This window comes from Streptomyces longhuiensis, assembly GCF_020616555.1.
Classification (GTDB): Bacteria; Actinomycetota; Actinomycetes; order Streptomycetales; family Streptomycetaceae; genus Streptomyces; species Streptomyces longhuiensis.
In genome coordinates, this window is the sequence record NZ_CP085173.1 from 7026106 (window position 1) to 7048553 (window position 22448).

General features: G+C 71.7%; 19 protein-coding genes. 15 read left to right on the forward strand and 4 right to left on the reverse strand.

The genetic code is table 11. The features are described from left to right. Window positions 1–229: 229 nt before the first annotated feature. From LGI35_RS32305 to LGI35_RS32340, 8 genes are all read left to right on the forward strand, one after another. A complete protein-coding gene (locus LGI35_RS32305; protein ID WP_227297821.1) occupies window positions 230–589 on the forward strand; it encodes a hypothetical protein in 360 nt (119 codons plus the stop codon). Between the two features lie 751 nt (window positions 590–1340). Next, window positions 1341–1574, forward strand: a complete 234-nt coding sequence (locus tag LGI35_RS32310; protein WP_227297822.1) for a hypothetical protein — start codon at window positions 1341–1343, stop codon at window positions 1572–1574. A 117-nt stretch (window positions 1575–1691) separates the two neighbouring features. After that, on the forward strand, window positions 1692–2918 hold the full coding sequence (locus LGI35_RS32315) for an alginate lyase family protein (protein ID WP_227297823.1): 1227 nt from the start codon (window positions 1692–1694) through the stop codon (window positions 2916–2918). Between the two features lie 73 nt (window positions 2919–2991). Further along, a complete protein-coding gene (locus LGI35_RS32320) occupies window positions 2992–3747 on the forward strand; it encodes an ABC transporter ATP-binding protein (RefSeq protein ID WP_227297824.1) in 756 nt (251 codons plus the stop codon). 143 nt (window positions 3748–3890) lie between these two features. Continuing rightward, on the forward strand, window positions 3891–6455 hold the full coding sequence (locus tag LGI35_RS32325) for a sensor histidine kinase (RefSeq protein ID WP_227297825.1): 2565 nt from the start codon (window positions 3891–3893) through the stop codon (window positions 6453–6455). Then, the gene (locus LGI35_RS32330) at window positions 6452–7135 is read left to right on the forward strand and encodes a response regulator (protein ID WP_227297826.1); all 684 of its coding nucleotides are present in this window, start codon (window positions 6452–6454) and stop codon (window positions 7133–7135) included. Before LGI35_RS32325 ends, LGI35_RS32330 begins: the two co-directional genes overlap by 4 nt. A gap of 41 nt (window positions 7136–7176) precedes the next feature. After that, complete coding sequence (locus LGI35_RS32335) at window positions 7177–7587, forward strand: OB-fold nucleic acid binding domain-containing protein (RefSeq protein ID WP_227297827.1); 411 nt, start codon at window positions 7177–7179, stop codon at window positions 7585–7587. A 3-nt stretch (window positions 7588–7590) separates the two neighbouring features. Next, window positions 7591–8334, forward strand: a complete 744-nt coding sequence (locus LGI35_RS32340; RefSeq protein ID WP_227297828.1) for a DUF3159 domain-containing protein — start codon at window positions 7591–7593, stop codon at window positions 8332–8334. A gap of 100 nt (window positions 8335–8434) precedes the next feature. Here the strand turns inward: LGI35_RS32340 and LGI35_RS32345 are convergent, their stop codons facing one another. The 3 genes from LGI35_RS32345 to LGI35_RS32355 form a co-directional block, all read right to left on the reverse strand. Next, window positions 8435–9112, reverse strand: coding sequence for a potassium channel family protein (locus LGI35_RS32345; RefSeq protein ID WP_116508876.1), 678 nt, complete (start codon window positions 9110–9112; stop codon window positions 8435–8437). Continuing rightward, window positions 9112–9783, reverse strand: coding sequence for a potassium channel family protein (locus LGI35_RS32350; protein ID WP_116508874.1), 672 nt, complete (start codon window positions 9781–9783; stop codon window positions 9112–9114). The genes LGI35_RS32345 and LGI35_RS32350 overlap by 1 nt, the downstream gene beginning before the upstream one ends. Before the next feature lie 169 nt (window positions 9784–9952). After that, window positions 9953–11323 carry an acyltransferase family protein gene (locus LGI35_RS32355; RefSeq protein ID WP_227297829.1) on the reverse strand — a complete coding sequence of 457 codons (1371 nt, stop codon included), beginning with the start codon at window positions 11321–11323 and terminating at the stop codon, window positions 9953–9955. 139 nt (window positions 11324–11462) lie between these two features. Here LGI35_RS32355 and LGI35_RS32360 point away from each other — a divergent pair, with 139 nt between their 5' ends. The 5 genes from LGI35_RS32360 to LGI35_RS32380 all read left to right on the forward strand — a co-directional run bounded on the left by LGI35_RS32360 (window position 11463) and on the right by LGI35_RS32380 (window position 16454). Next, the gene (locus tag LGI35_RS32360) at window positions 11463–11834 is read left to right on the forward strand and encodes an ArsR/SmtB family transcription factor (RefSeq protein ID WP_227300612.1); all 372 of its coding nucleotides are present in this window, start codon (window positions 11463–11465) and stop codon (window positions 11832–11834) included. 29 nt (window positions 11835–11863) lie between these two features. Next, the gene (locus LGI35_RS32365; protein ID WP_227297830.1) at window positions 11864–12601 is read left to right on the forward strand and encodes a transglycosylase SLT domain-containing protein; all 738 of its coding nucleotides are present in this window, start codon (window positions 11864–11866) and stop codon (window positions 12599–12601) included. Between the two features lie 111 nt (window positions 12602–12712). Beyond that, entirely contained in the window at window positions 12713–14761 is a 2049-nt protein-coding gene (locus tag LGI35_RS32370; protein WP_227297831.1) for an APC family permease, read from the forward strand. A 112-nt stretch (window positions 14762–14873) separates the two neighbouring features. Then, window positions 14874–16205: a class I SAM-dependent RNA methyltransferase gene (locus LGI35_RS32375; RefSeq protein ID WP_227297832.1), complete on the forward strand. Its 1332-nt coding sequence runs from the start codon at window positions 14874–14876 to the stop codon at window positions 16203–16205. A 102-nt stretch (window positions 16206–16307) separates the two neighbouring features. Next, window positions 16308–16454 carry a hypothetical protein gene (locus LGI35_RS32380; RefSeq protein ID WP_341483465.1) on the forward strand — a complete coding sequence of 49 codons (147 nt, stop codon included), beginning with the start codon at window positions 16308–16310 and terminating at the stop codon, window positions 16452–16454. 96 nt (window positions 16455–16550) lie between these two features. Here the strand turns inward: LGI35_RS32380 and LGI35_RS32385 are convergent, their stop codons facing one another. After that, window positions 16551–18278 carry a SulP family inorganic anion transporter gene (locus LGI35_RS32385; RefSeq protein ID WP_227300613.1) on the reverse strand — a complete coding sequence of 576 codons (1728 nt, stop codon included), beginning with the start codon at window positions 18276–18278 and terminating at the stop codon, window positions 16551–16553. A gap of 508 nt (window positions 18279–18786) precedes the next feature. Between LGI35_RS32385 and LGI35_RS32390 the strand changes: the two genes are divergently transcribed. Continuing rightward, window positions 18787–21486 carry a winged helix-turn-helix domain-containing protein gene (locus LGI35_RS32390; protein WP_423835778.1) on the forward strand — a complete coding sequence of 900 codons (2700 nt, stop codon included), beginning with the start codon at window positions 18787–18789 and terminating at the stop codon, window positions 21484–21486. A 336-nt stretch (window positions 21487–21822) separates the two neighbouring features. Next, the gene (locus LGI35_RS32400) at window positions 21823–22383 is read left to right on the forward strand and encodes a hypothetical protein (protein ID WP_376221358.1); all 561 of its coding nucleotides are present in this window, start codon (window positions 21823–21825) and stop codon (window positions 22381–22383) included. Window positions 22384–22448: the final 65 nt, after the last annotated feature.

The window sequence follows — 22448 nt, forward strand, 5'->3', positions numbered from 1 at the left end:
GGCCGCACACTCCACCGGAGTGTGCGGCCCATCGGCGTTGCGCGGCTCGGCAGTTGAAGGTTGCCCAGACCATCGCGAGGTCTTTGCGCACCCCCTGATGTGCCGCGATGCGCCGCCCACAGAGGGGAGGGCGGCTCGTAGGCGTACGGCGGGTGCCTGCCCGTGGTGCGGGGGAGCGGGCACTATCGGCTGGCTGTGTGCCGCCGGGCACGCGGTCCTTCTCGCGGCCATGGTGCTCGCCGCGCTCGCCGCTCTCACAGAGCAGGCCGTCGAGGGCGGGGCGCAGCGCCGGCCAGCTGGCGACCCAGCTGCCGTCGTCGAGGTGTCTGGGGGCTACCGTGCCGCAGGCGGACGGGAGTTGGACCCCGAGGTGCGGTCCGCGCACGACCGCGCGTACGGCCGCGTGTCGCACCACATCTGGTCCGTGCCGCGTGCGCCGTCGGCCCGTTTCACCGAACTGCCCGTCGTCGAGGTCGCCGGGTGGCCGCGCGCCGACGCAACCGTAGCCGTCGTCGCCCTCGAAGGGGCTGGACAGCACCCCGAACTCGTGTCCGGGCGCTGGCCGCGTGGCGGAGGCGCCCCGCCCTGAACGAGGTGCTCGCCGCCGAACCGGGCGTCCGCGCCGGTGGCAGTTTCACCGTGCGCGCCGCCGACAGGAAACGGCTCCGCGTGCGGATCGGCGGGCTCTACCGCATCGGCGACCGCAGCCCCGCCCTGTGGACGAGCGTCGCCTCCCCTTTCGGAACGCCCGACACCATCGCCCTCGTCCCGCGCGAGGTGATCAGGGACAGCGCCGGGCTCTCCCCGGGGTGCGAGCGAGCTGTGGCTCGGGGTGCCGGACGCCGGGCTCGCCCGCGTAAGGGGCGGGCCTGCTGGTCGCGCTGCTCGTCTGGCTGCTGCTGCCCGCGCTGACCTGGCGGGCCCTGCGCGACCTGGCGCCGCACGACGGCCATGCGCCGGTCCCGCGCCGCGCGGTGTGCCGGCTCACCGCCGAGGCCGTCGTGCTGCTGCGCCGTGGCGGGAGTGGCGGGAGTGGCGGCGTTGCGCTCGCGCGGAACCGAGGGCCTCGCGAGCGCGGAACCCGCTGGTCGCGGTGGTGCTCGCGCTGCTCGGGCTCGTCACCGTGGGCGTTCTCGTGCGCCGTTACCCGCGTCCCCTGCGGCTCGTCGCGCGCTGGTCGGCGCGGCGGCGCGGTGCCGTGGTCCTGATCGCGCTGACCCGCGCCGCGAAGGAGGCACCCGCGCGGGCGCTCGCCCTGCTCGTCCTCGTCCTGACGCTCGCGGGAGCGGTGTTCGGCGGGTTCGGGCGCGACGGTTCTCGTCGTCACGCACGCCCCGCTCGTGTCGGGCCAGGTCCGCCGCACGGTCCGTATCCGTGGCGGCCGCACGTCGACGGAGACCTTGCGCGAACGCGGGGGAGAGGGAGAGGAGTTCACGGTTCTGGACCGGGCGGGCAGGTTCCAGCTGCCGTGGGACCACGTGGAGCGGTACGGGCCGCGCGGCCGGGTTCGGCTCACGGGTGAGGCGGGCCACGTGGGCGTATGGCCGGATCGCGACGACCGCTCCGACGGCTGAACTGCGGCTCTTTCTTCACCTCTTGACGGAGGGCTGGTACGTACCTAGGGTCTGCGGCCAACACCCGTGTTCATAAAGGTACTTCACGTTCACATAGAAGAACGGATGGCCCCCCACATGCCGAACACACCGGCCCCCGCCCGCCACCGGCGCAGACGACGCGCCGCCCTCCTCGCCACCCTCGCGACGACCGCCACCGCACTCGTCGCCACCCTCCTCGCCTGGCCCGGCGCCGACCGCGCCGACGCCGCGCCCGCCACCTTCGCCCACCCGGGCGTCACCGTCTCCAAGAGCCAGCTCGACTTCGCCCGCGACAAGGTCAACGCCGGCGCCCAGCCCTGGAAGGGCGCGTACGACCAGATGCTGGCGAGCAAGTACGCCTCGCTCACCCGCACCGCCAAGCCCCGCGCCACCGTCGAGTGCGGCTCCTACTCCAACCCCAACTACGGCTGCACCGACGAGCGCGAGGACGCGATAGCCGCGTACACCGACGCGCTGGCCTGGTACATCACACGCGACGACCGCTACGCGAAGAAGTCCATCGAGCTGATGGACGCCTGGTCGGCCACCATCAAGGAGCACACCAACAGCAACGCGCCGCTCCAGACCGGCTGGGCCGGCTCCTCCTGGCCCAAGGCCGCCGAGATCATCAAGTACACCTACACCGGCGGCTGGGCGAACGAGGGCCGTTTCCGGACGATGCTGCGCGACGTCTATCTCCCCAAGGTCATCAACGGCTCCAACTCCAACGGCAATTGGGAGCTGTCGATGATGGAGGCCGCCGTCGGCATCTCCGTCTTCCTGGAGGACAAGACGTCGTACGACAAGGCCATGGCCAAGTTCCGTACGCGCACGGCCGCCTACGTCTACCTCGCCTCCGACGGCGACCTGCCGAAGACCGTGCCGAGCCAGAACCTCGACACCAAGGCCAAGATCGTCAGCTACTGGCAGGGGCAGTCCACCTTCGTCACCGGCCTCACCCAGGAGACCTGCCGCGACTTCACGCACACCGGATACGGCATCTCCGCCATCTCCCACATCGCCGAGACCAGCCGCATCCAGGGCCAGGACCTGTACGGCACCGACGTCGGGCAGCGCCTCCAGCAGGCCCTCGGCTTCCAGGCCAAGTACGAGCTGGGCGAGGCGCCGCCGAGCTGGCTGTGCGGCGGGTCCGTCACGCGCGGGCTCGGGCCCGTCACCGAGGTCGGCTACAACGCGATGCACACCCGCCTCGGCAACGCGATGACGAACACCCAGAAGCTCACCGAGCAGAACCGCCCGGCGGGCTCCAACAACCTGTTCGTCGCCTGGGAGACCCTGACCCACGCCGAGAACCCCAACTGATCCGGGCCATTGCCCGGCCGGGCGCCGCGTGACCATACTGGCGCCCGGCCGGGGAACGCACGGGGGAGCGCACATGAGTGAGAGCACGGAAGCGGGGACCGCCGTCCTCGACCAGGACGGCGGCGGCCCGATGGTCGTCATCGAGGACCTGCACCGCTCCTACGGCACCGGGGCCGCGGCCGTGCACGCCCTGCGCGGCGTCTCCTTCGAGGTGCCGCGCGGCGAACTCGTCGCCCTCAAGGGCCGCTCTGGATCAGGCAAGACAACACTCCTCAACCTCGTCGGAGGGCTCGACGAGCCCGACGGCGGGCGCATCACCGTCGACGGACAGGACCTCTCCGGGCTCGGCGAGAACGGCCTCCTGGAACTGCGCAGGGACCGCATCGGCTTCATCTTCCAGTCCTTCGGCCTGATCCCGATCCTGTCCGCCGCCGAGAACGTCGGGGTGCCGATGCGGCTGCGCAAGGCCGACCCCCGCGAACGCGAGGAGCGCGTCGAGCTGCTCCTCGCCCTCGTGGGCCTCGCCGACCACGCCAAGCAGCGCCCCGGCGAACTGTCCGGCGGCCAGCAGCAGCGCGTCGCCATCGCCCGCGCGCTCGCCAACCGGCCCGCCCTCCTCATCGCCGACGAACCCACGGGCCAGCTCGACGCCGAGACCGGCCTCGCCGTCATGGAGCTGCTGCGCGCCGTCGTCCGCAGCGAACACGTCACCGCGCTCGTCGCCACCCACGACGCGACGCTGCTCGACCTCGCCGACCGGGTCCTCGAACTGCGCGACGGCGAGATCACGGAAATCACGGCGTCGGGGGCGACGTCGGGGCAGCGCTGACCGAAACGCCGCCGGTGCGGCGTGGCCCGCATCAGAGTTGCGTCAAAGACGCACGTCCGCGGCCCGCTCGCCCCATTTGCCGCAATTGGTGGCCGTAGGGTCGACGCTGCGTACAACACGTGCAGCGGGAAGACAATGGGGCCATGGGACGCGGCAAGCTTCGGATCTACCTCGGTGCGGCACCGGGCGTCGGCAAGACCTACGCGATGCTCTCCGAGGGCCACCGCCGTATCGAGCGGGGCACGGACTGCGCCGTCGGCTTCGTCGAGCACCACGGCAGGCCCCGTACGGAGGTGATGCTCCACGGCCTCGAACAGATCGCCCGCAAGGAGCTCACCTATCGCGGCGCCGTCTTCACCGAGATGGACGTCGACGCCGTGCTCACCCGCCGCCCCGAAGTCGCCCTGGTGGACGAACTCGCCCACACGAACGTGCCCGGCTCGCGCAACGCCAAGCGCTGGCAGGACGTCGAGGAACTCCTCGCGGCCGGCATCGACGTCGTGTCCACCGTCAACATCCAGCACCTGGAGTCACTCGGCGACGTCGTCGAGTCGATCACCGGCGTGCGCCAGCGCGAGACCGTCCCCGACGAGGTCGTGCGCCGCGCCGACCAGATCGAACTGGTCGACATGTCGCCCGAGGCGCTGCGCCGCCGCATGGCGCACGGCAACATCTACAAGCCGGACCGCATCGACGCCTCCCTCTCCAACTACTTCCGCCCCGGCAACCTCACCGCCCTGCGCGAACTGGCCCTCCTGTGGGTGGCCGACCGTGTCGACGAGTACCTCCAGCAGTACCGCGGCGAACACAACATCCGCTCCACCTGGCAGGCCCGCGAGCGCATCGTCGTCGGCCTGACCGGCGGACCCGAGGGCCGCACCCTCGTCAGGCGCGCGGCGCGGATGGCCGCCAAGGGCTCGGGCAGCGAGATCCTCGCCGTCTACATCGCCCGCAGCGACGGCCTCACCGCCGCCTCCCCCAAGGAGCTCGCGCTCCAGCGCACCCTCGTCGAGGACCTGGGCGGGACGTTCCACCACGTCATAGGGGACGACATACCGGCCGCGCTCCTCGAGTTCGCGCGCGGCGTCAACGCGACCCAGATCGTGCTCGGCTCCTCGCGCCGCAAGACGTGGCAGTACATCTTCGGACCCGGCGTCGGCATGACCGTCGCCCGTGAGTCGGGCCCCGACCTCGACGTGCACATCGTCACGCACGAGGAAGTGGCCAAGGGGCGCGGCCTCCCCGTCACACGCGGCGCGCGCCTCGGCCGCTCCCGCATCATCTGGGGCTGGCTCGTCGGCGTCGGCGGGCCCGCCCTGCTGTCCCTCGCGCTCACCCATGTCGCCACCGACCTCGGCCTCGCGAACGACATGCTCCTCTTCCTGTCCGTGACGGTGGCCGCCGCCCTCGTCGGCGGTCTCCTGCCGGCGCTGGCCTCGGCCGCCGTCGGCTCGCTCCTCCTGAACTACTACTTCACGCCGCCGCTGCACCTGTTCACCGTCGCCGACCCCAAGAACATCGTCGCCATCGTGATCTTCGTAGGGGTCGCGGTGTCGGTCGCCTCCGTCGTCGACCTCGCGGCCCGGCGCACCCACCAGGCCGCAAGGCTGCGAGCCGAGTCCGAGATCCTCTCCTTCCTCGCCGGCAGCGTCCTGCGCGGCGAGAACAGCCTCGACGCGCTGCTCGACCGGGTCCGCGAGACCTTCGCCATGGACTCCGTCGCCCTCCTCGAACGCGCGAGCGACGTCGAGCCGTGGACCCGCGCCGCCAGCGTCGGCCCGCACCCCCTGGAACGCCCCGAGGACGCGGACGTCGACATGCCGGTCGGCGACCACATGGCGCTCGCCCTGTCCGGCCGGGTGCTGCCCGCCGAGGACCGCCGCGTCCTCGCCGCCTTCGCGGCCCAGGCCGCCGTCGTCCTCGACCGCCAGCGCCTTCAGTCCGAGGCGGACCAGGCCCGCACCCTCGCCGAGGGCAACCGCATCCGCACCGCCCTGCTCGCCGCCGTCAGCCACGACCTGCGGACCCCGCTCGCCGGCATCAAGGCATCCGTCTCCTCCCTGCGCTCCGACGACGTCGCCTGGTCCGAGGAGGACCAGGCGGAACTCCTCGCCGGCATCGAGGAGGGCGCCGACCGCCTCGACCACCTCGTCGGCAACCTCCTCGACATGTCCCGCCTCCAGACCGGCACCGTCACCCCGCTGATGCGCGAGATCGATCTCGATGAGGTGGTCCCGATGGCGCTGGTGGGCGTCCCCGACGGCAGCGTCGACCTCGACATTCCGGAGAGCCTGCCCATGGTCACCGTGGACAAGGGGCTCCTGGAGCGCGCCGTCGCCAATATCGTCGAGAACGCGGTCAAGTACAGCCCCGAGGACGAGACGGACGGCGTCGTGCTGGTCTCCGCCAGCACGCTGGGCGACCGCGTCGAGGTGCGTGTCGTGGACCGCGGCCCCGGCGTCCCCGACACCGCGAAGGACCGCATCTTCGCCCCGTTCCAGCGCTACGGTGACGCACCGCGCGGCTCCGGAGTGGGCCTCGGCCTCGCCGTCGCGCGCGGCTTCGTCGAGGCGATGAACGGCACGCTCACGGCCGAGGACACCCCCGGCGGGGGCCTGACCATGGTCCTCACGCTCACCGCCGCGACCGGCCACCCGCCGGCCGGCCCCATCAGCTCAGCCATTGCTCAGAGAGGCAGGTACGCATGACCCGGGTGCTCGTGGTCGACGACGAGCCGCAGATCGTGCGCGCCCTCGTCATCAACCTGAAGGCGCGCAAGTACGAGGTGGAGGCCGCGGCCGACGGCGCGGGCGCGCTCCAGCTCGCCGCCGCGTTCCACCCCGACGTGGTCGTGCTCGACCTGGGTCTGCCCGACATGGACGGCGTCGAGGTGATCAAGGGCCTGCGCGGCTGGACCCGTGTACCGATCCTGGTGCTGTCCGCGCGGCACTCCTCCGACGAGAAGGTCGAGGCGCTCGACGCGGGCGCCGACGACTACGTCACCAAGCCGTTCGGCATGGACGAGCTCCTGGCCCGCCTGCGCGCCGCGGTCCGCCGGGCCGAGCCCACCGGCGGCGGCGAGGACGAGGGCATCGTCGAGACCGCCGACTTCACCGTCGACCTGGCCGCGAAGAAGGTCAACCGCGACGGCCGCGACGTGCGCCTGACCCCCACCGAGTGGCACCTCCTGGAGGTCCTGGTACGCAACACGGGCCGTCTCGTCAGCCAGAAGCAGCTCCTCCAGGAGGTCTGGGGCCCCTCCTACGGCACCGAGACGAACTATCTGCGCGTCTACATGGCCCAGCTCCGCCGCAAACTGGAGTCGGACCCCTCCCACCCGCGGCACTTCATCACGGAGCCCGGCATGGGGTATCGCTTCGAGCGCTGACCCGCTCATCCGTTGTTCCCGCCCCCCGGTACGCTTGATTTATGAGTGCTGTCCCTCGTTCCGATACGCCGTCCGAGAAGCCGGCAGGCCGCTTCCGGCGCATGCTCGACCGGCTGTCCTCCTCCCAGGAGGACCTGGAGTCGGAAGAGCTGCGCGAGGACTCGCAGACCACGGGCTGTACCCGCATCGGGGACTGCCACGACCGGCAGATAGTCACCGTTACTGGTACCTTGCGCACGGTCACCCTCCGACCACGCGCCGGAGTCCCGGCCCTGGAGGCGGAGCTGTTCGACGGCTCCGCGGCTCTGGACGTCGTCTGGCTCGGCCGCCGGTCCATCGTCGGCATCGAACCGGGCCGCAAGCTGATCGCTTCCGGACGGGTCTCGATGAGCCGGGGCCGTAGGGTGCTCTTCAACCCGAAGTACGAACTCAGACCGCTCGGACGGGAGTAGCCGGTGACGTCCCTCGACAAGCCGACCGCGGATCAGGAATCCGACTCGAAGGCGGTGACCGAGGCCGCCCTCTTCGAGGCCTTCGGCGGCGTGCGGGGCTTGGTGGAGACCGTGGTTCCCGGTCTCCTCTTCGTGACCATCTTCACGATCAACAAGGACCTGCACATGTCGGCCATCGCGGCCCTCGCGGTGTCCCTGGTCCTGGTCGTGGTCCGCCTCGTCATGAAGGGCACCGTCAAGCACGCCTTCAGCGGCGTCTTCGGTGTGGCCTTCGGCGTCGTCTTCGCGATGATGACGGGCAACGCCAAGGACTTCTACCTGCCCGGCATGCTCTACACGCTGGGCCTGGCCGTCGCCTACATCGTCACCACGCTGTGCGGGGTGCCGCTGATCGGCCTGATCCTGGGACCGGTCTTCAAGGAGAACCTCTCCTGGCGCACGCGCAACCCCGGCCGCAAGAAGGCCTACGCGAAGGCCAGTTGGGCCTGGGGCCTGATCCTGCTCGCCAAGTGCGCGATCCTCTTCCCGATGTACTGGTGGGCCGACACCACGAAGTTCGGCTGGGTCCTGATCGCCCTGAAGATCCCGCCGTTCCTGCTCGCCGTCTGGCTGACCTGGGTCTTCCTGGCGAAGGCGCCCGCGCCCATCGACGTGTTCGCGGAGATGGAGGCGGAGGAGCAGGCCGAGAAGGAGGCGAAGGCCGCCCGCAAGGACTCGGGGGCCGCGCGTCACCGCCGCGAGGTCTGATGCGTCGCCGGCAGGCGTGAGCGCCGCCGGCTGAGACGTTACGAAGAGGGGCCCCGGAGTGCGAACTCCGGGGCCCCTCTTCGTACCTGCGGAAGAACCGTCAGCCCGCGACGTCCTCGCGGCGCACCGACAGCAGGTCCTCGAGCTGTTCCTCGCGGGCCTGAGCCGCCACGAACAGCAGCTCGTCGCCCGCCTCCAGCGAGTCCTCCTGGGACGGGGCCAGGACGCGGGTCCCGCGGATGATCGTCACCAGGGACGTGTCCTCGGGCCACTGGACGTCGCCCACCCGCGTGCCGGCCAGTGCCGACTCGGGCGGCAGCGTCAGCTCCACCAGGTTCGCGTCACCGTGGCTGAAGCGCAGCAGGCGGACCAGGTCGCCCACGCTCACCGCCTCCTCGACGAGCGCGGACATCAGACGCGGCGTGGAGACCGCGACGTCGACGCCCCACGACTCGTTGAAGAGCCACTCGTTCTTCGGGTTGTTCACGCGGGCGACGACCCGCGGGACCCCGTACTCGGTCTTCGCGAGCAGCGAGACCACGAGGTTGACCTTGTCGTCGCCGGTGGCCGCGATGACCACGTTGCAGCGCTGCAGCGCCGCCTCGTCCAGGGACGTGATCTCACAGGCGTCGGCGAGCAGCCACTCCGCCTGCGGGACGCGCTCGACCGAGATGGCGGTCGGCGCCTTGTCGATGAGAAGGACCTCGTGCCCGTTCTCCAGGAGCTCACCGGCGATGGACCTGCCCACCGCGCCCGCTCCGGCAATGGCGACCCTCATCAGTGACCGCCCTCCTCTTCAGGACCCTCGGCGAACGCCGCTTCGACCTTCTCGACGTCGTCGGTGCGCATCATCACGTGCACCAGGTCGCCCTCCTGCAGGACCGTCTGCGACGTGGGCAGGATCGCCTCGCCGAGCCGGGTGACGAACGCGACCCGGACACCGGTCTCCTCCTGGAGCCGGCTGATCTTGTGGCCCACCCACGCCACCGAGGCGTGCACCTCGGCGAGCTGGACGCCCCCGGTGGGGTCGCGCCACAGCGGCTCGGCGCCGGACGGCAGAAGCCTGCGGAGCATCTGGTCCGCGGTCCACCGCACGGTCGCGACGGTCGGGATGCCCAGGCGCTGGTAGACCTCGGCGCGACGCGGGTCGTAGATACGGGCCGCGACGTTCTCGATGCCGAACATCTCGCGGGCCACGCGGGCGGCGATGATGTTGGAGTTGTCTCCGCTGGAGACGGCCGCGAACGCGCCGGCCTCCTCGATCCCCGCCTCGCGCAGGGTGTCCTGGTCGAAGCCGACCCCGGTGACGCGGCGGCCGCCGAAGCCGGAGCCCAGGCGGCGGAACGCCGTGGGGTCCTGGTCGATGACCGCTACCGTGTGCCCCTGTTGCTCAAGGTTCTGGGCCAGGGCCGAACCCACCCGGCCGCACCCCATGATGACGATGTGCACCGGCCGCTACCCCGCACTCCCGGTCGCCCCGATGACCTGCGAAAACATCTCGCTCACTCTTCTCTCTCAGTCTGCCGGGCAACTAGAGGCAATCGCGTGCCGCGTTGCCAGGAGACGAGCTTAAGCCGCATGGCCTCCGTTGCCAGCATCCGCGTAGCCGGAAGCTTGATCAGCTTCGCCGCGCGCCGCCCCTGCCCGCGATCTCGGCCGCGTCCCGCCTGAACGCCCACTTCATCTCCGGTTCCATCGCGAAGCGGAAGAGGCGTTGCACGGGTGGGGTGCACAGGCTGGTGATGAGAGCGGCGGCCGCCAGCGTGACGGTGATCTCGCCGAGCGGGGTGTGCAGCCACCCGAGGTCGTACCAGTCCCAGAAGCGGGAGCCCTTGGCGACGAACCCGTGCAGCAGATAGCCGTACAGGGTGCCTGCGCCGAGCGCCGTGAACCACGTCCTGCGGCGCGGGACCCAGGCGAAGAAGCACGCGACGAGGATGACGGAGCAGCCGAACATGGCGAGTGTCATGACGGCGCCCGACCAGCCGGGGGCGCCGAGTTCCTGGGCGCTGTCACGGCGGTAGAACCAGGCGGCGTTCATGCGCGGGGCCGCCCAGTACGCGAACAGCAGGGCGGCCGCGAAGACGGGGACGGCCAGGATCCGCGCCTCGCGACGGCGTACGAGCTGGAAGTGCTCCGGCTTGAGGACGAGGCCGAACACGAAGAAGGGAAGGAACTGCAGGACGCGCTGGAGGTCGAGGTCGTCGCCGATGTCGGGGGAGACGGAGGCGAGCACCGCGATGGCCAGCGCGAGCGGCACGGGCCGGCGGACGACCTTCCACAGCGGGGTGGTGAGCCGCCAGATGAACAGCGCGATCAGGAACCAGGTGAGGTACCAGGGATCGAGGAGGCTGATCGGGTACGTCGGGTCGTCGTTCGCCCAGCGCTTGAAGAAGGTGTACGTGACCTCGAAGATCACGTACGGCACGGCGACCCCGGTCACCAGGCGCTTGAGGCGTCCGGGGCTCGCGTCGAAGCTGCGCGAGAAGTAGCCGGAGATGACGATGAACGCCGGCATGTGGAAGGTGTAGACGGTGATGTAGAGGGCGGCCGCCGCCCGGCTGTCGCCGCGCAGGGGCTCCCAGGCGTGACCCATCGCGACGAGGACGATGGCCAGGTACTTGGCGTTGTCGAAGAACGCGTCGCGCACCTTGGCGGGCTGCTTGTCCGGCTTCCCCGCGACCCGTTGCCGCTTGTCCGGCCCGTCCGGCTTCCCCGCGACCGGCTGCTGCCCGTTCGGCCCGTCCGGCTTCACCGCGACCGGCTGCTGCCCGTTCGGCCCGTCCGGCTTCACCGCGGCCACCTGCCGCCGGTCCGGATTCCCCGTGGCCGCGCGCTGCCCGTCCGGCTTGTCCGCGGTCCGCCCGTGCGTCGCCGGCGGCTTCTCCGGCGGGGTCGCAGCGGGCTCGGACGCGGGTTCCGGCAACGGTGCGGCGTGATCACCCTGAGGTGCGACCGGCCGTTGCGCGGGGAGGTGGCTGCGGGACATCCCGAGCACCGTAGTCACCCCGCCACTCCCGCGTAAACCCGGACCACAGCGGCGTTACGGGCGTCACAGTGCCCACCTAGACTGGGGTCCTCCTTGGCCCGGTGAGCCGAAGCGGATGTGGAAGAGGACGACGACGGTGGTGACGCGCGTACGCGACTTCGATGACCGGCCCGCCTTCGACGACCCGCCCGCCGAGGTCATCGCGGAGGCGGCCGGCGCGTTCGGACTGCTCGCCTCCTCGGCCCGGCTGCACATCGTGTGGGCCCTCGCGCAGGGTGAGAGCGACGTCACAGGCCTCGCCGACCGCGTCGGTGGCGCGCTGCCCGCCGTGAGCCAGCACCTGACCAAGCTGAAGCTCGCCGGGCTCGTCCGGTCCCGGCGCGAAGGGCGCCGCCAGGTCTACTTCGTGGACGACCCGGACATCGTGGCCGTGGTGCGGCTGCTGGTCGGCCGGCTCGCCGAGCGCGCCGACCCGAACCCGGCCCGCCGGCTCCGCGGGGCCGGGGCCTAGGGAACGAAAGGTCGCAGAGGAGGCCGGGGATGGCGGAGCGGGGCGGGCAGGCCAGGCGCAGGCCCTGGCTCTGGGGCGCGGTGCTGCTCGTCCTCCTGGTGGCCTGGGCGTGCGGGCGGTCGGGGGACACGGACACAGACGGCACCGGTGGCGCCACGGGGGCAGCGGGGTCCACGAGGAAGCCGGATGTGCCCGCCCACCCCTCGCCCACGACTGCTACGCCGAAGCCGAGTCCCAGCGGCCCTTCCGCCCACGCCACCCCCTCGGGCACGTACGACCCGGCGGCCTATGCCCCGCAGGTCCGCGCCCGCGCCGCCGAGGCCGGCGTCAGCCCGCGGCTCCTCATGGCGATCCTCTACAACGAGTCGTACAAACCCCACGACCCCGCCCTGGAACGCGCCTGGCAGCGCTACAAGCCGGGCGCCGCGTTCGGCATCGCCAACATGCACCGCGCCGCGTTCGACGAGACCAAGCGGGGCCGGGCCTTCGCGGGGCGCCGGTGGGAGGAACTGCCCGACGACCGGGACCTGGCCGTGCGCGCGGCCGCCTGGTACCTCCACGACCTGGCGCGGCAACTGCCCGCGCATCCCTCGGGCCCGTACGGCAGGGACGAGTTGCTGGCCCTCGGCTACAACACGGGCGCGGGGAACATGCGGGCCTTCGCACGCGGCGCGACGCCCGGCAGCCAGGCCGCCGACTATCTGACCCGGCTGCGTTCGAACTGGGGCAAGGCGGGGCAAGTCGTCGCCCGCGCGGGCGGCAACTGAGGAAGTAACGCCTCGCCAGGACCGCCCGGCGTGAGGCCCGATGTGAGGTTCCGGTGCACTTGGGGGGTGGTGGGTGGGCGGCCCCCCGTTCGAACGCTTACGATCCTCTGCGTGTCCAAACTGACCGACGTGCCCAAACGGATCTTGATCGGGCGCGCTCTGCGCAGCGACCGGCTCGGAGAAACGCTCCTGCCGAAGCGCATCGCCCTCCCCGTTTTCGCCTCCGACCCGCTGTCCTCCGTGGCCTACGCGCCGGGAGAGGTGCTGCTGGTCCTCTCCATCGCGGGCGTGTCGGCGTACCACTTCAGCCCCTGGATCGCCGTCGCGGTCGTGGTGCTGATGTTCACCGTGGTCGCCTCCTACCGTCAGAACGTCCACGCGTACCCGAGCGGCGGCGGCGACTACGAGGTCGCGACCACGAACCTCGGCCCCAAGGCCGGCCTCACCGTGGCGAGCGCCCTCCTCGTCGACTACGTCCTGACCGTCGCCGTGTCGATCGCCTCCGGCATCGAGAACCTCGGCTCGGCGATCCCGTTCGTCGTCGAGCACAAGGTCCTGTGCGCGGTCCTGGTCATCGTCCTGCTCACGCTGATGAACCTGCGCGGCGTGAAGGAGTCCGGGAAGCTCTTCGCCATCCCGACCTACGTCTTCGTGGCCGGTGTCTTCATCATGATCGCGTGGGGCGCGTTCCGCGGGCTCGTCCTCGGCGACACCATGGAGGCGCCCACCGCCGACTTCCACATCAAGGCCGAACACCAGGGCCTCGCGGGCTTCGCCCTCGTCTTCCTGCTGCTGCGCGCGTTCTCCTCGGGCTGTGCCGCGCTCACCGGTGTCGAGGCGATCAGCAACGGCGTACCGGCGTTCCGCAAGCCGAAGTCGAAGAACGCGGCGACCACGCTCGCGGCGATGGGCCTGCTGGCCGTCACCATGTTCTGCGGCATCATCGCCCTGGCCATGTCGACCAACGTCCGCATGGCCGAGAACCCGGCGACCGACCTGATCCACAACGGCGTCGCGGTCGGCGAGAGCTACGTCCAGAACCCGGTGATCTCCCAGGTCGCCGAGGCCGTCTTCGGCAAGGGCAGCTTCCTCTTCATCATCCTGGCCGCGGCCACCGCGCTGGTCCTCTTCCTCGCGGCCAACACCGCGTACAACGGCTTCCCGCTCCTCGGCTCGATCCTCGCCCAGGACCGCTACCTGCCGCGCCAGCTGCACACCCGCGGCGACCGCCTCGCGTTCTCGAACGGCATCGTGCTCCTCGCCGGCGCCGCGGCGCTCCTCGTCGTCATCTACGGCGCCGACTCGACGCGCCTGATCCAGCTGTACATCGTCGGCGTGTTCGTCTCGTTCACGCTGAGCCAGACCGGCATGGTCCGGCACTGGAACCGCCATCTGCGCACCGAGAAGGACCAGGCCAAGCGCCGCCACATGGTCCGCTCGCGCGCCATCAACACCTTCGGCGCGTTCTTCACCGGCCTCGTGCTCGTCGTGGTCCTCGTCACGAAGTTCACCCACGGCGCCTGGGTCGCCCTCCTCGGCATGTGCATCTTCTACGCGACGATGACGGCGATCCGTAAGCACTACGACCGCGTGGCCGAGGAGATCCAGGCCCCCGAGACGCCGACCGACGACAGCGTCCGGCCGTCCCGCGTCCACTCGATCGTCCTCGTCTCCAAGATCCACCGCCCGACGCTGCGCGCCCTCGCCTACGCCAAGCTCATGCGCAGCGACACCCTCGAGGCGCTCAGCGTGAACGTCGACCCGGCCGAGACGAAGGCCCTGCGCGAGGAGTGGGAGCGGCGCGGCATCGACGTACCGCTCAAGGTCCTCGACTCGCCCTACCGCGAGATCACCCGGCCGATCATCGAGTACGTCAAGGGCCTGCGACGCGAGTCGCCCCGCGACGCGGTCAGCGTGATCATCCCCGAGTACGTGGTCGGCCACTGGTACGAGCACCTGCTCCACAACCAGTCCGCCCTGCGCCTCAAGGGCCGCCTCCTGTTCACCCCCGGCATCATGGTCACCTCGGTGCCCTACCAGCTGGAGTCCTCCGAGGCCGCCAAGAAGCGGGCCCGCAGGCGCCAGGACTGGAACGCGCCGGGTGCCGTGCGCCGCGGCCCCGTCGAGAAGCGCCCGAAGGAGCCCTCGAACAAGGGCTGACCCCCTCGGCTGTCGTGTGGCGAGCGGCCGGACAACACCCACGTAGACTGGTGGGCTGTTGTCCGGCCGTTCGCCGTGTCCCTTGCTTTCTTACGTTGTGGAGTCCCCCGCCATGCAGGCAGAACCGAAGAAGTCGCTGGTCGGGGAGGAGTACGAGGTCGAGATCGGCCCCGTCGCCCACGGTGGCCACTGCATCGCCCGCACGGACGAGGGCCAGGTCCTGTTCGTCCGGCACGCGCTGCCCGGCGAGAAGGTCGTGGCCCGCGTCACGGACGGCGAGGAAGGCGCCCGCTTCCTGCGTGCCGACGCGGTCACCGTCATCGAGGCGTCCAAGGACCGCGTCGAGGCGCCCTGCCCGTACGCCGGCCCCGGCCGCTGCGGCGGCTGCGACTGGCAGCACGCCAAGCCGGGCGCGCAGCGCCGCCTCAAGGGCGAGGTCATCGCCGAGCAGCTCCAGCGCCTCGCGGGCCTCACGCCCGAGGAGGCCGGCTGGGACGGCACGGTCATGCCGGCCGAGGGCGACAAGCTCCCGTCGGGCGAGGTCCCGCAGTGGCGCACGCGCGTGCAGTACGCGGTCGACCCCGACACCGGGAAGGCCGGCCTGCGCCGCCACCGCTCGCACGAGGTCGAGCCGGTCGAGCACTGCATGATCGCGGCGCCGGGCGTCTCCGAGCTCGGCATCGAGAAGCGCGACTGGACGGGCATGGAGTCCATCGAGGCGATCGCGGCGACCGGCTCCCAGGACCGCCAGGTCATCCTGACCCCGCGCCCCGGCGCGCGCCTGCCCCTGGTCGAACTCGACAAGCCGGTCTCCGTGCTGCGCGTCGACGAGAAGGACGGCGGCATCCACCGGGTCCACGGCCGCGGGTTCGTCCGCGAGCGCGCCGACGGCCGCACGCACCGCGTCGGCAGCGGCGGCTTCTGGCAGGTGCATCCGCAGGCGGCGGACACGCTGGTCAAGGCCGTCATGCAGGGCCTGCTGCCCCGCAAGGGCGAGATGGCACTCGACCTGTACTGCGGCGTCGGCCTCTTCGCCGGCGCGATCGCGGACCGCATCGGCGACCAGGGCGCGGTGCTCGGCATCGAGTCCGGCAAGCGCGCGGTCGAGGACGCCCGCCACAACCTGGCCGCGTTCGACCGCGTCCGCATCGAACAGGGCAAGGTCGAATCGGTCCTCCCGCGCACGGGCATCACCGAGGTCGACCTGATCGTCCTGGACCCGCCGCGCGCGGGCGCGGGCAAGAAGACGGTGGAGCACCTGGCGTCGCTCGGCGCCCGCCGCATCGCCTACGTGGCCTGCGACCCGGCCGCCCTGGCCCGCGACCTGGCGTACTTCCGTGACGGCGGCTACAAGGTCCGCATGCTGCGCGCGTTCGACCTGTTCCCGATGACGCATCACGTGGAGTGCGTGGCGATTCTGGAGCCGGTGAAGAAGGACGCCTGACCTGAGGTCTCGTGAGAGTGCGGCGGCCCCACCCTCGTTTCCCGGAGGTGGGGGACGCCGTCCACGACACCGTGCGGGACCGGTTCGGGCGGGTCATGGGCCATGAGGGGGCCGTACCTCCGGATCCGTCAGCCGGTCGGTGGGCGTGAATGGGACGACGATCCGGGCCACCTCCGGCTCCTGACCCAGGACGCGTCGCCGCGCGCCCTGGTCGCCCAGGCGAACGCCCGTAGCAGGCAGGGCATCTGACGGTGCGGCGGTCCATCGGGCGCCGAACGCTCACCTCGTCGAGGCCGGGCTCGACGACGTCCGGGGCACCACCGGCTTCCGGTGTGAGGACGGCGCTCACTGCTCCTCGGCGCCCGGGGGATTCGCGGTCCCGTCCGCGTCCGTGGTCCGTCGGAAGGCGGCGACGGCGGCCTCCACGGTGGGGAAGAAATGGCGCGGGTCGATGGTGCGGGTGAGTTCGTAGCGTTCGATCTTGTGGCGTACGGGGTCCTTGAGTTCGGCGAACACGAGGTGGACGTGTTCGGCGTTGAGTTCCCTGTCGAGACCCTCCAGGACGTCAGCGGCGGTGGTGTCCACGTCGGTCATCGGCTCCGCCGCGATGACGATCCAGCGCGGCCCCGGATCCGTGTGTGCCAGTCGTCTGACCTCGTCACGGAAGGCCCTGGCGTTGGCGAAGAAGAGCGGGGCGTCGAACCGGAGGATCACCAGGCCCGGCAGCTGTTCGGCGTGCGGGTAGGAGCGGATGTCGTGGTAACCCTCCAGGCCCTCCACCCGTCCCAGCACGGTGTTGTACGGCCACCAGGCGCGCCGGAAGACGTTGAGGACGGACAGGGCCACGGCGATGGCGATCCCCTCCAGGACACCGAGCAGGGCCACCCCGAGGAACGCGGCGACCGCCAGCAGGCACTCCGTCCTGCGTTGCTGCCAGAGCCGTACCGTTCCTCGCACGTCGGCCAGGGACAGCGAGGCGGTGATGACCACGGCGGCCAGGGCGGGCTGGGGAAGATCGCGGAACATGCCCGGCGCGAGGACGAGCATGAGGACGATGAGCGCGGCCCCGACGACTCCGGTGAGCTGGCTCCTGGCGCCCGCCCGCTCCGCCACCGCCGTGCGGGATCCGCTCGTGCTGACCGGGAAGCCCTGGAAGAGGCCGGCGGCCAGGTTCGCCGCACCGATCGCGGCCATTTCCTGGTTGCCGCGGACCTCCTGACCGCTACGGGCCGCGAACGCCGACGCGTTCGAGATCGTGTCGGCCAGGGACACCAGCGCGATGCCCAGCGCACCCGCGAACAGCGGCGCGAGGTCGGACACCCGGACGTCGGGGACGGTGAACGGCGGAAAGCCGTCGGGCAGTTCGCCGACCAGGTCGACGCCATGGTTGCCGAGCTCGAACAGTGCTGCCGCCGCGATCGCCAGGACCACCATCACCAGCACCGCGGGGACCTTCGGCAGCCACCGCTGCAGCACCAGGATCAGCAGGATCCCGCCGATGCCGACCGCAGCGGCAGCGGGCACCGTCGCCCCGTCGGCGACCTTCTGCACGAGGCCGACGCACTCCCCGATCAGGTTGTCGGCGTCGACCTTGAAGCCGAGCAGTTTGGGCAGCTGGCCGATCAGGATGGTGAGGGCCAGGCCGTTCATGTAGCCGATCATCGTCGGTTTGGAGATCAGGTCGGCGATGAAGCCGAGCTTCGCCACCGAGGCCAGGATCATGATCGCCGCCACCATCAGCGCGAGCACCGAGGCCAGGGCGACCGCCCGGTCGGGATCCCCGTCCGCCGCCACGAGGGGCAGCACGGTGGCGGCGATCATCGGCCCCAGCGAGGAATCCGGGCCCAGCACCAGAATGCGGGAAGGCCCGCACACGGCGTAGCCGAGCAGGCAGAGGACGGTCGTGTACAGGCCGGTGATGGCCGGCAGACCCGCCAACTCGGCGTACGCCATGCCCTGTGGCACCAGCAGCGTCGTCAGGACGATCCCCGCGATCAGGTCCTTGACCAGCCACGCGCGGTGGTACGACGACACGGCGCCGATCCCGGGAACCGCCCGGAGCCGGGACAGCACCGCGCGACTGCCGTGTCGGCCGTACCGGCCCTGCTCGTCGGTCACGGCCTGTCCTTTCGGCGCCGGGTGGTGACGGCGGCGGCCGCCCCGAGCACCCTCCGGGCCCGGCGTCCGACCAGGCTCGGAACGTAGGTCCTGACGCCGGGCTGTGGCGGAACGAGTCGTACGCGGACCGCCACCGTGGCCTCGACGACGGACTCGGCGATCCCGGGCCGTGCGACGGACTCGGCGATCCCGGGCGGTGCGCGTCTCGGCCGTGCCACCGTGCCCCGTACCGCGCGGACTTGCTCCGGCGGGCCGGGTGGCGGCGGATCCGGTGGCCGGCCGCGTGTAGGGGATCGGTCCCTCACCCGATTCTCAGGCCCACGAGTCGAGATCGCCTCCTGACCCATGGCGACTCCGTCCCCGCGCGCACGGCCGGAAACGCTGGGATCCTGTGGGTGAGAGGGCCCACGTGGCCCATGCATCGACCCCTGACAGGGCAGCGGTGGTGAGCGCTGTGGCGGAGATCCACGAGGATGCTGCTGGTCCGGCCGGTCCGGGTGAGCCGCGTGGCCCCGGTGGTCCGGGTGTGGATCCTCTGGGGGACTCGTTTCTTCGCACGCGGATCGCCTTGCCCACGCGCCCCGCCGTCTACCTGCGGCGGCAGCGGCTCGACCGGCACCTCGACGAGGCTCTCCGGACGCGGCTGACCCTGATCAACGGAGCGGCGGGCGCGGGCAAGACCCTGCTGGCCGCCGACTGGGCCGCCGGCCTGCCACAGCCGGTCGCCTGGCTCACCGCCGAGGACGAGGACCGGCAGCCCGGCGTGTTCTGGGCGTACGTGCTGGAGGCTCTGCGCGCGTGCGGTGCGCCGGTGTCCGGCGCGGTCGGGGTCCCGACGGAGGCGGCCCGGGTGGACCGCAAGCTGCTGGCCGCGCTCGCCGCCGATCTGGACGCACGTGAGCAGCCGGTGACCGTCGTGATCGACGAGTTCGACCGCGTGACCACCCCCGAGGTCGCGGAGCAGCTGGAGTTCGTCCTGCACCATGCCGGGCAGGGCATGCGCCTGGTCCTCGTCACCCGCACCGAACCCCTGCTGCCGTTGCACCGTTACCGGGCGGCCGGCGAGCTGACGGAGCTGCGCGGCGCCGAGCTGGCCTTCACCCCCGAGGAGGCCGTCTCGCTGCTCGAACTGCACGGTCTGTGCCTGCCGGTCGACGCCGCGCGCGGCCTGGTGGACCGCACCCGGGGCTGGGCCGCCGGCCTGTGCCTGTGCGCCCTGGCCGCGCGGGAGAGTACGGCCCCGGAGCTCTATCTGAAGGAGTTCGAGGCGGACCGGAGCGCGGTCGCGGACTTCCTGCTGGCCGAGGTGCTCAAGCGGCAGCCGGAGGAGACACAGGATCTCCTGCTGCGCGTCAGCGTCCTCCAGCGTTTCAGTCCCGCTCTGGCGAACGCGCTGACCGGGCGGACCGACGCCGAGCCCTTGCTCGTCGAGCTGCACCGCGCGAACGCGTTCGTCGAGGACCTCGGGCACTCGTGGTACCGGCTCCACCCGCTGTTCGGGGAGATACTCCGGGCCCACCTGCGGGTCCGCCTGCCCGGGCTGGAGCCCGAGCTCCACCGACGTGCCGCGCTGTGGCTGCGCCGTTCCGGATCCCTGCCGGAGACACTCGCTCACGGCGCCGCCTCGGGCGACTGGGGTTTCACCGCCGGCGCCCTCGTCGACGACCTGGCGATCGGGCAGCTCTTCACCGGCCTGCGATCGGGCGACCTCGACCAGTTGTTCTCCGGGATGGACCCCGAGGCCACCGGCCCCGGGCCGGAGCTCGTCCGGGCGGCCCGCGACCTGTCCCGATGCGACGTCGAGCGCGCTCTGTCCCATCTGCGCCGCGCCGAGGAGCACCTTGGTGCCGACCCGCACGCCGGGGCGGCCGCGCAGCTGAGCTGTGCGGTGCTGGAGGCGCTGGCCGCCCGGCTGACCGGTTCTCCGGAGCAGGCCGAGGAGGCCGCTCAGGCGGCCGCCCGACTCCGGCGGGAGGTTCCGGAGCACCTCCTGGACAGGCATCCCGAACTCCACGCGCTCCTCATGACCCATCTCGGCTCCACCCGCCTGTGGGCCGGGCGCTTCGAGGACGCGCGTGCCGTCCTGACCACCGTGGCGGGCACCCATGGCGGACCGTCCACCGTGCTGCCCCGTGAGGCGTCGCTGGGGCACCTGGCGCTGATCGACTACCTGAACGGCTGGATCGACAGGGCGGAGCGGAAGGCTCTCGCGGGTGCGTCCGAGGCGGAGAGGTTCCGTGTGGCCGAGCCGGGCGTCTCCGGCGCGGGCACGGGCATCGGGTTGCTGGTGCTGGCCGCCGTGGCCGTGGACCGCGACGAGCTGAGCCAGGCGCAGTCCCTGCTCGACGAGACGGCCCAGCTCCCCTCCGCGACGCACGATCCGGTGATCGCCGCGGTCCGGGCCGTCACCGCGGCGCGTCTCCTGTTGGTCCAGGGCCATGCTCGGGCCGCCGTCGAGGCGGCGGACCCAGGCGTCCGCACCGTGGCGGCCTCGCCCTGGGCGGCGGGCCAGGAGGCGCTGGTCGCCTCGGCCGCGCACCTGGCCGAGGGACGGCATCGGATGGCCGCCGAGGTGCTCCAGGACGTCTCCGGCGACCAGCCGGCCTGCGCTGTGGAAGCCGCGCGGATGCTGCTCGCCGCGGGCCGCCCGGAAGAGGCCGTCGGTCTGCTCGACAGCATCGACACGGCGGGCCGGATCGGGCCGGCGGTGACCGTTCGGGCAGCGCTGGTCAGGGCTCAGGCCGCTCTGGGGGCGGGAGACGAGGCCACCGCACGCAGGCTCGTCGAGCAGGCGCTCCTCGGCGCACGGCGCGAGCGGCTTCGCAGGCCCTTCCTCGACGCGCGGCCGTGGATCCGGCCGCTGCTGTCCACCGCGCCGCTCCAGGAGCTGGCCGCGGACTGGCTGACGCCCGCTCCGTCCCGTCCTGGCGACCCGGCCACGGTCGACGCGCGGCCCGCCGCGCTCGTCGCGGAGGAGCTGAGCGGACGCGAGCGGGACGTGCTGGAGCGGCTGGCCCGGATGATGTCGACCGAGGAGATCGCCGCCGACCTCTACGTGTCGGTGAACACGGTGAAGACCCACCTCAAGAGCGTCTACCGGAAGCTGGGGGTGAACCGGCGCAACGAAGCGGTGCGCCGCGCGCGCGAACTCGGACTGGTGTGAACGGGCTCACGGCGGCCGGGACCGAACACGCCGGCCCTGCCACGCACGCGGTCCCTCCCCCCATGGCGGGTGAGGCGCGGTGCGAGCACCTCGGCTGCGATGGGAAGGGCGACCGCGCACCCGCCGGCTGCCGCCCGGCGGAATCGGTGGGCTCCGGGCAGACTCGGCGAGGTGGACACCTTGAGCGACCGGTGCGCTCCGATCGTCGTGGGGACCGGCCGGTTCCTGATGGTCCCGGACACCTGCGTCATGAACGTCTCCATCAGCCGGCCGGTCGAGGACTTCGACACCGAGGTCACCACGATCCAGGCCGTCATCGCGCTGTACGCGCCGGTCATGGCCCGAGCCGAGCCCGAGGAGGCACAAGTGTCCCGAACCACCGGACCCGGACCCGTCACGGGCCGAGCGGACAGAGCCGGGCGCCGAGCACATGCCGACTACACCGGCGGCGTCTACGGATCCCTGCTCGCGGCCTCCGTGGTCGTCGGCGCCGGCTCGCTGGGCTCCTTCCCCCGCGCGGAGCTGGTGCTGCTGCTGTTGCTCACCGGGGTGGTGTTCTGGATCGCGCACGTGCACGCGCAGCTGTTCGGAGCGCGGCTGGCGCGGCGGACGGCACTGGACCGCGGGACCGTGCTGCGGGTGTGCCGCGACGAGTGGCCGATCGTCAACGCGGCCGTCCCGCCCGCCGCCGCGGTGGCCCTCAGCCCTCTCCTCGGGCTGGACGTGAAGGGCGCGGTCTGGCTGGCGCTGTCGGTCGCCGTGGCCGGGCAGGTGGGCTGGTCGGTGGCCGCGGCACGCCGGGTCGGTGCCCCCCGGCGCCTGATGGCCGGCACCGCCTTGGTCAACCTGGTGCTCGGCCTGCTGATCATCACCTTCAAGATCGTCCTGAAGCACTGAGCCGGGTACTGACTCGGCTGCCGAGCCGGATCGTCGTACGCCCGGCAAAGCGGGTCACCTGTACC

Bases quoted from the DNA above. Each gene is read 5' to 3' on its own strand.
- LGI35_RS32345 (WP_116508876.1), bottom strand. From the start codon at position 9,112: ATGAGGGTCGCCATTGCCGGAGCGGGCGCGGTGGGCAGGTCCATCGCC.
- LGI35_RS32335 (WP_227297827.1), top strand. From the start codon at position 7,177: ATGAGTGCTGTCCCTCGTTCCGATACGCCGTCCGAGAAGCCGGCAGGC.
- LGI35_RS32315 (WP_227297823.1), top strand. From the start codon at position 1,692: ATGCCGAACACACCGGCCCCCGCCCGCCACCGGCGCAGACGACGCGCC.
- LGI35_RS32365 (WP_227297830.1), top strand. From the start codon at position 11,864: ATGGCGGAGCGGGGCGGGCAGGCCAGGCGCAGGCCCTGGCTCTGGGGC.
- LGI35_RS32375 (WP_227297832.1), top strand. From the start codon at position 14,874: ATGCAGGCAGAACCGAAGAAGTCGCTGGTCGGGGAGGAGTACGAGGTC.
- LGI35_RS32400 (WP_376221358.1), top strand. From the start codon at position 21,823: ATGGCCCGAGCCGAGCCCGAGGAGGCACAAGTGTCCCGAACCACCGGA.
- LGI35_RS32320 (WP_227297824.1), top strand. From the start codon at position 2,992: ATGAGTGAGAGCACGGAAGCGGGGACCGCCGTCCTCGACCAGGACGGC.
- LGI35_RS32325 (WP_227297825.1), top strand. From the start codon at position 3,891: ATGGGACGCGGCAAGCTTCGGATCTACCTCGGTGCGGCACCGGGCGTC.
- LGI35_RS32305 (WP_227297821.1), top strand. From the start codon at position 230: ATGGTGCTCGCCGCGCTCGCCGCTCTCACAGAGCAGGCCGTCGAGGGC.
- LGI35_RS32380 (WP_341483465.1), top strand. From the start codon at position 16,308: ATGAGGGGGCCGTACCTCCGGATCCGTCAGCCGGTCGGTGGGCGTGAA.
- LGI35_RS32355 (WP_227297829.1), bottom strand. From the start codon at position 11,323: ATGTCCCGCAGCCACCTCCCCGCGCAACGGCCGGTCGCACCTCAGGGT.
- LGI35_RS32330 (WP_227297826.1), top strand. From the start codon at position 6,452: ATGACCCGGGTGCTCGTGGTCGACGACGAGCCGCAGATCGTGCGCGCC.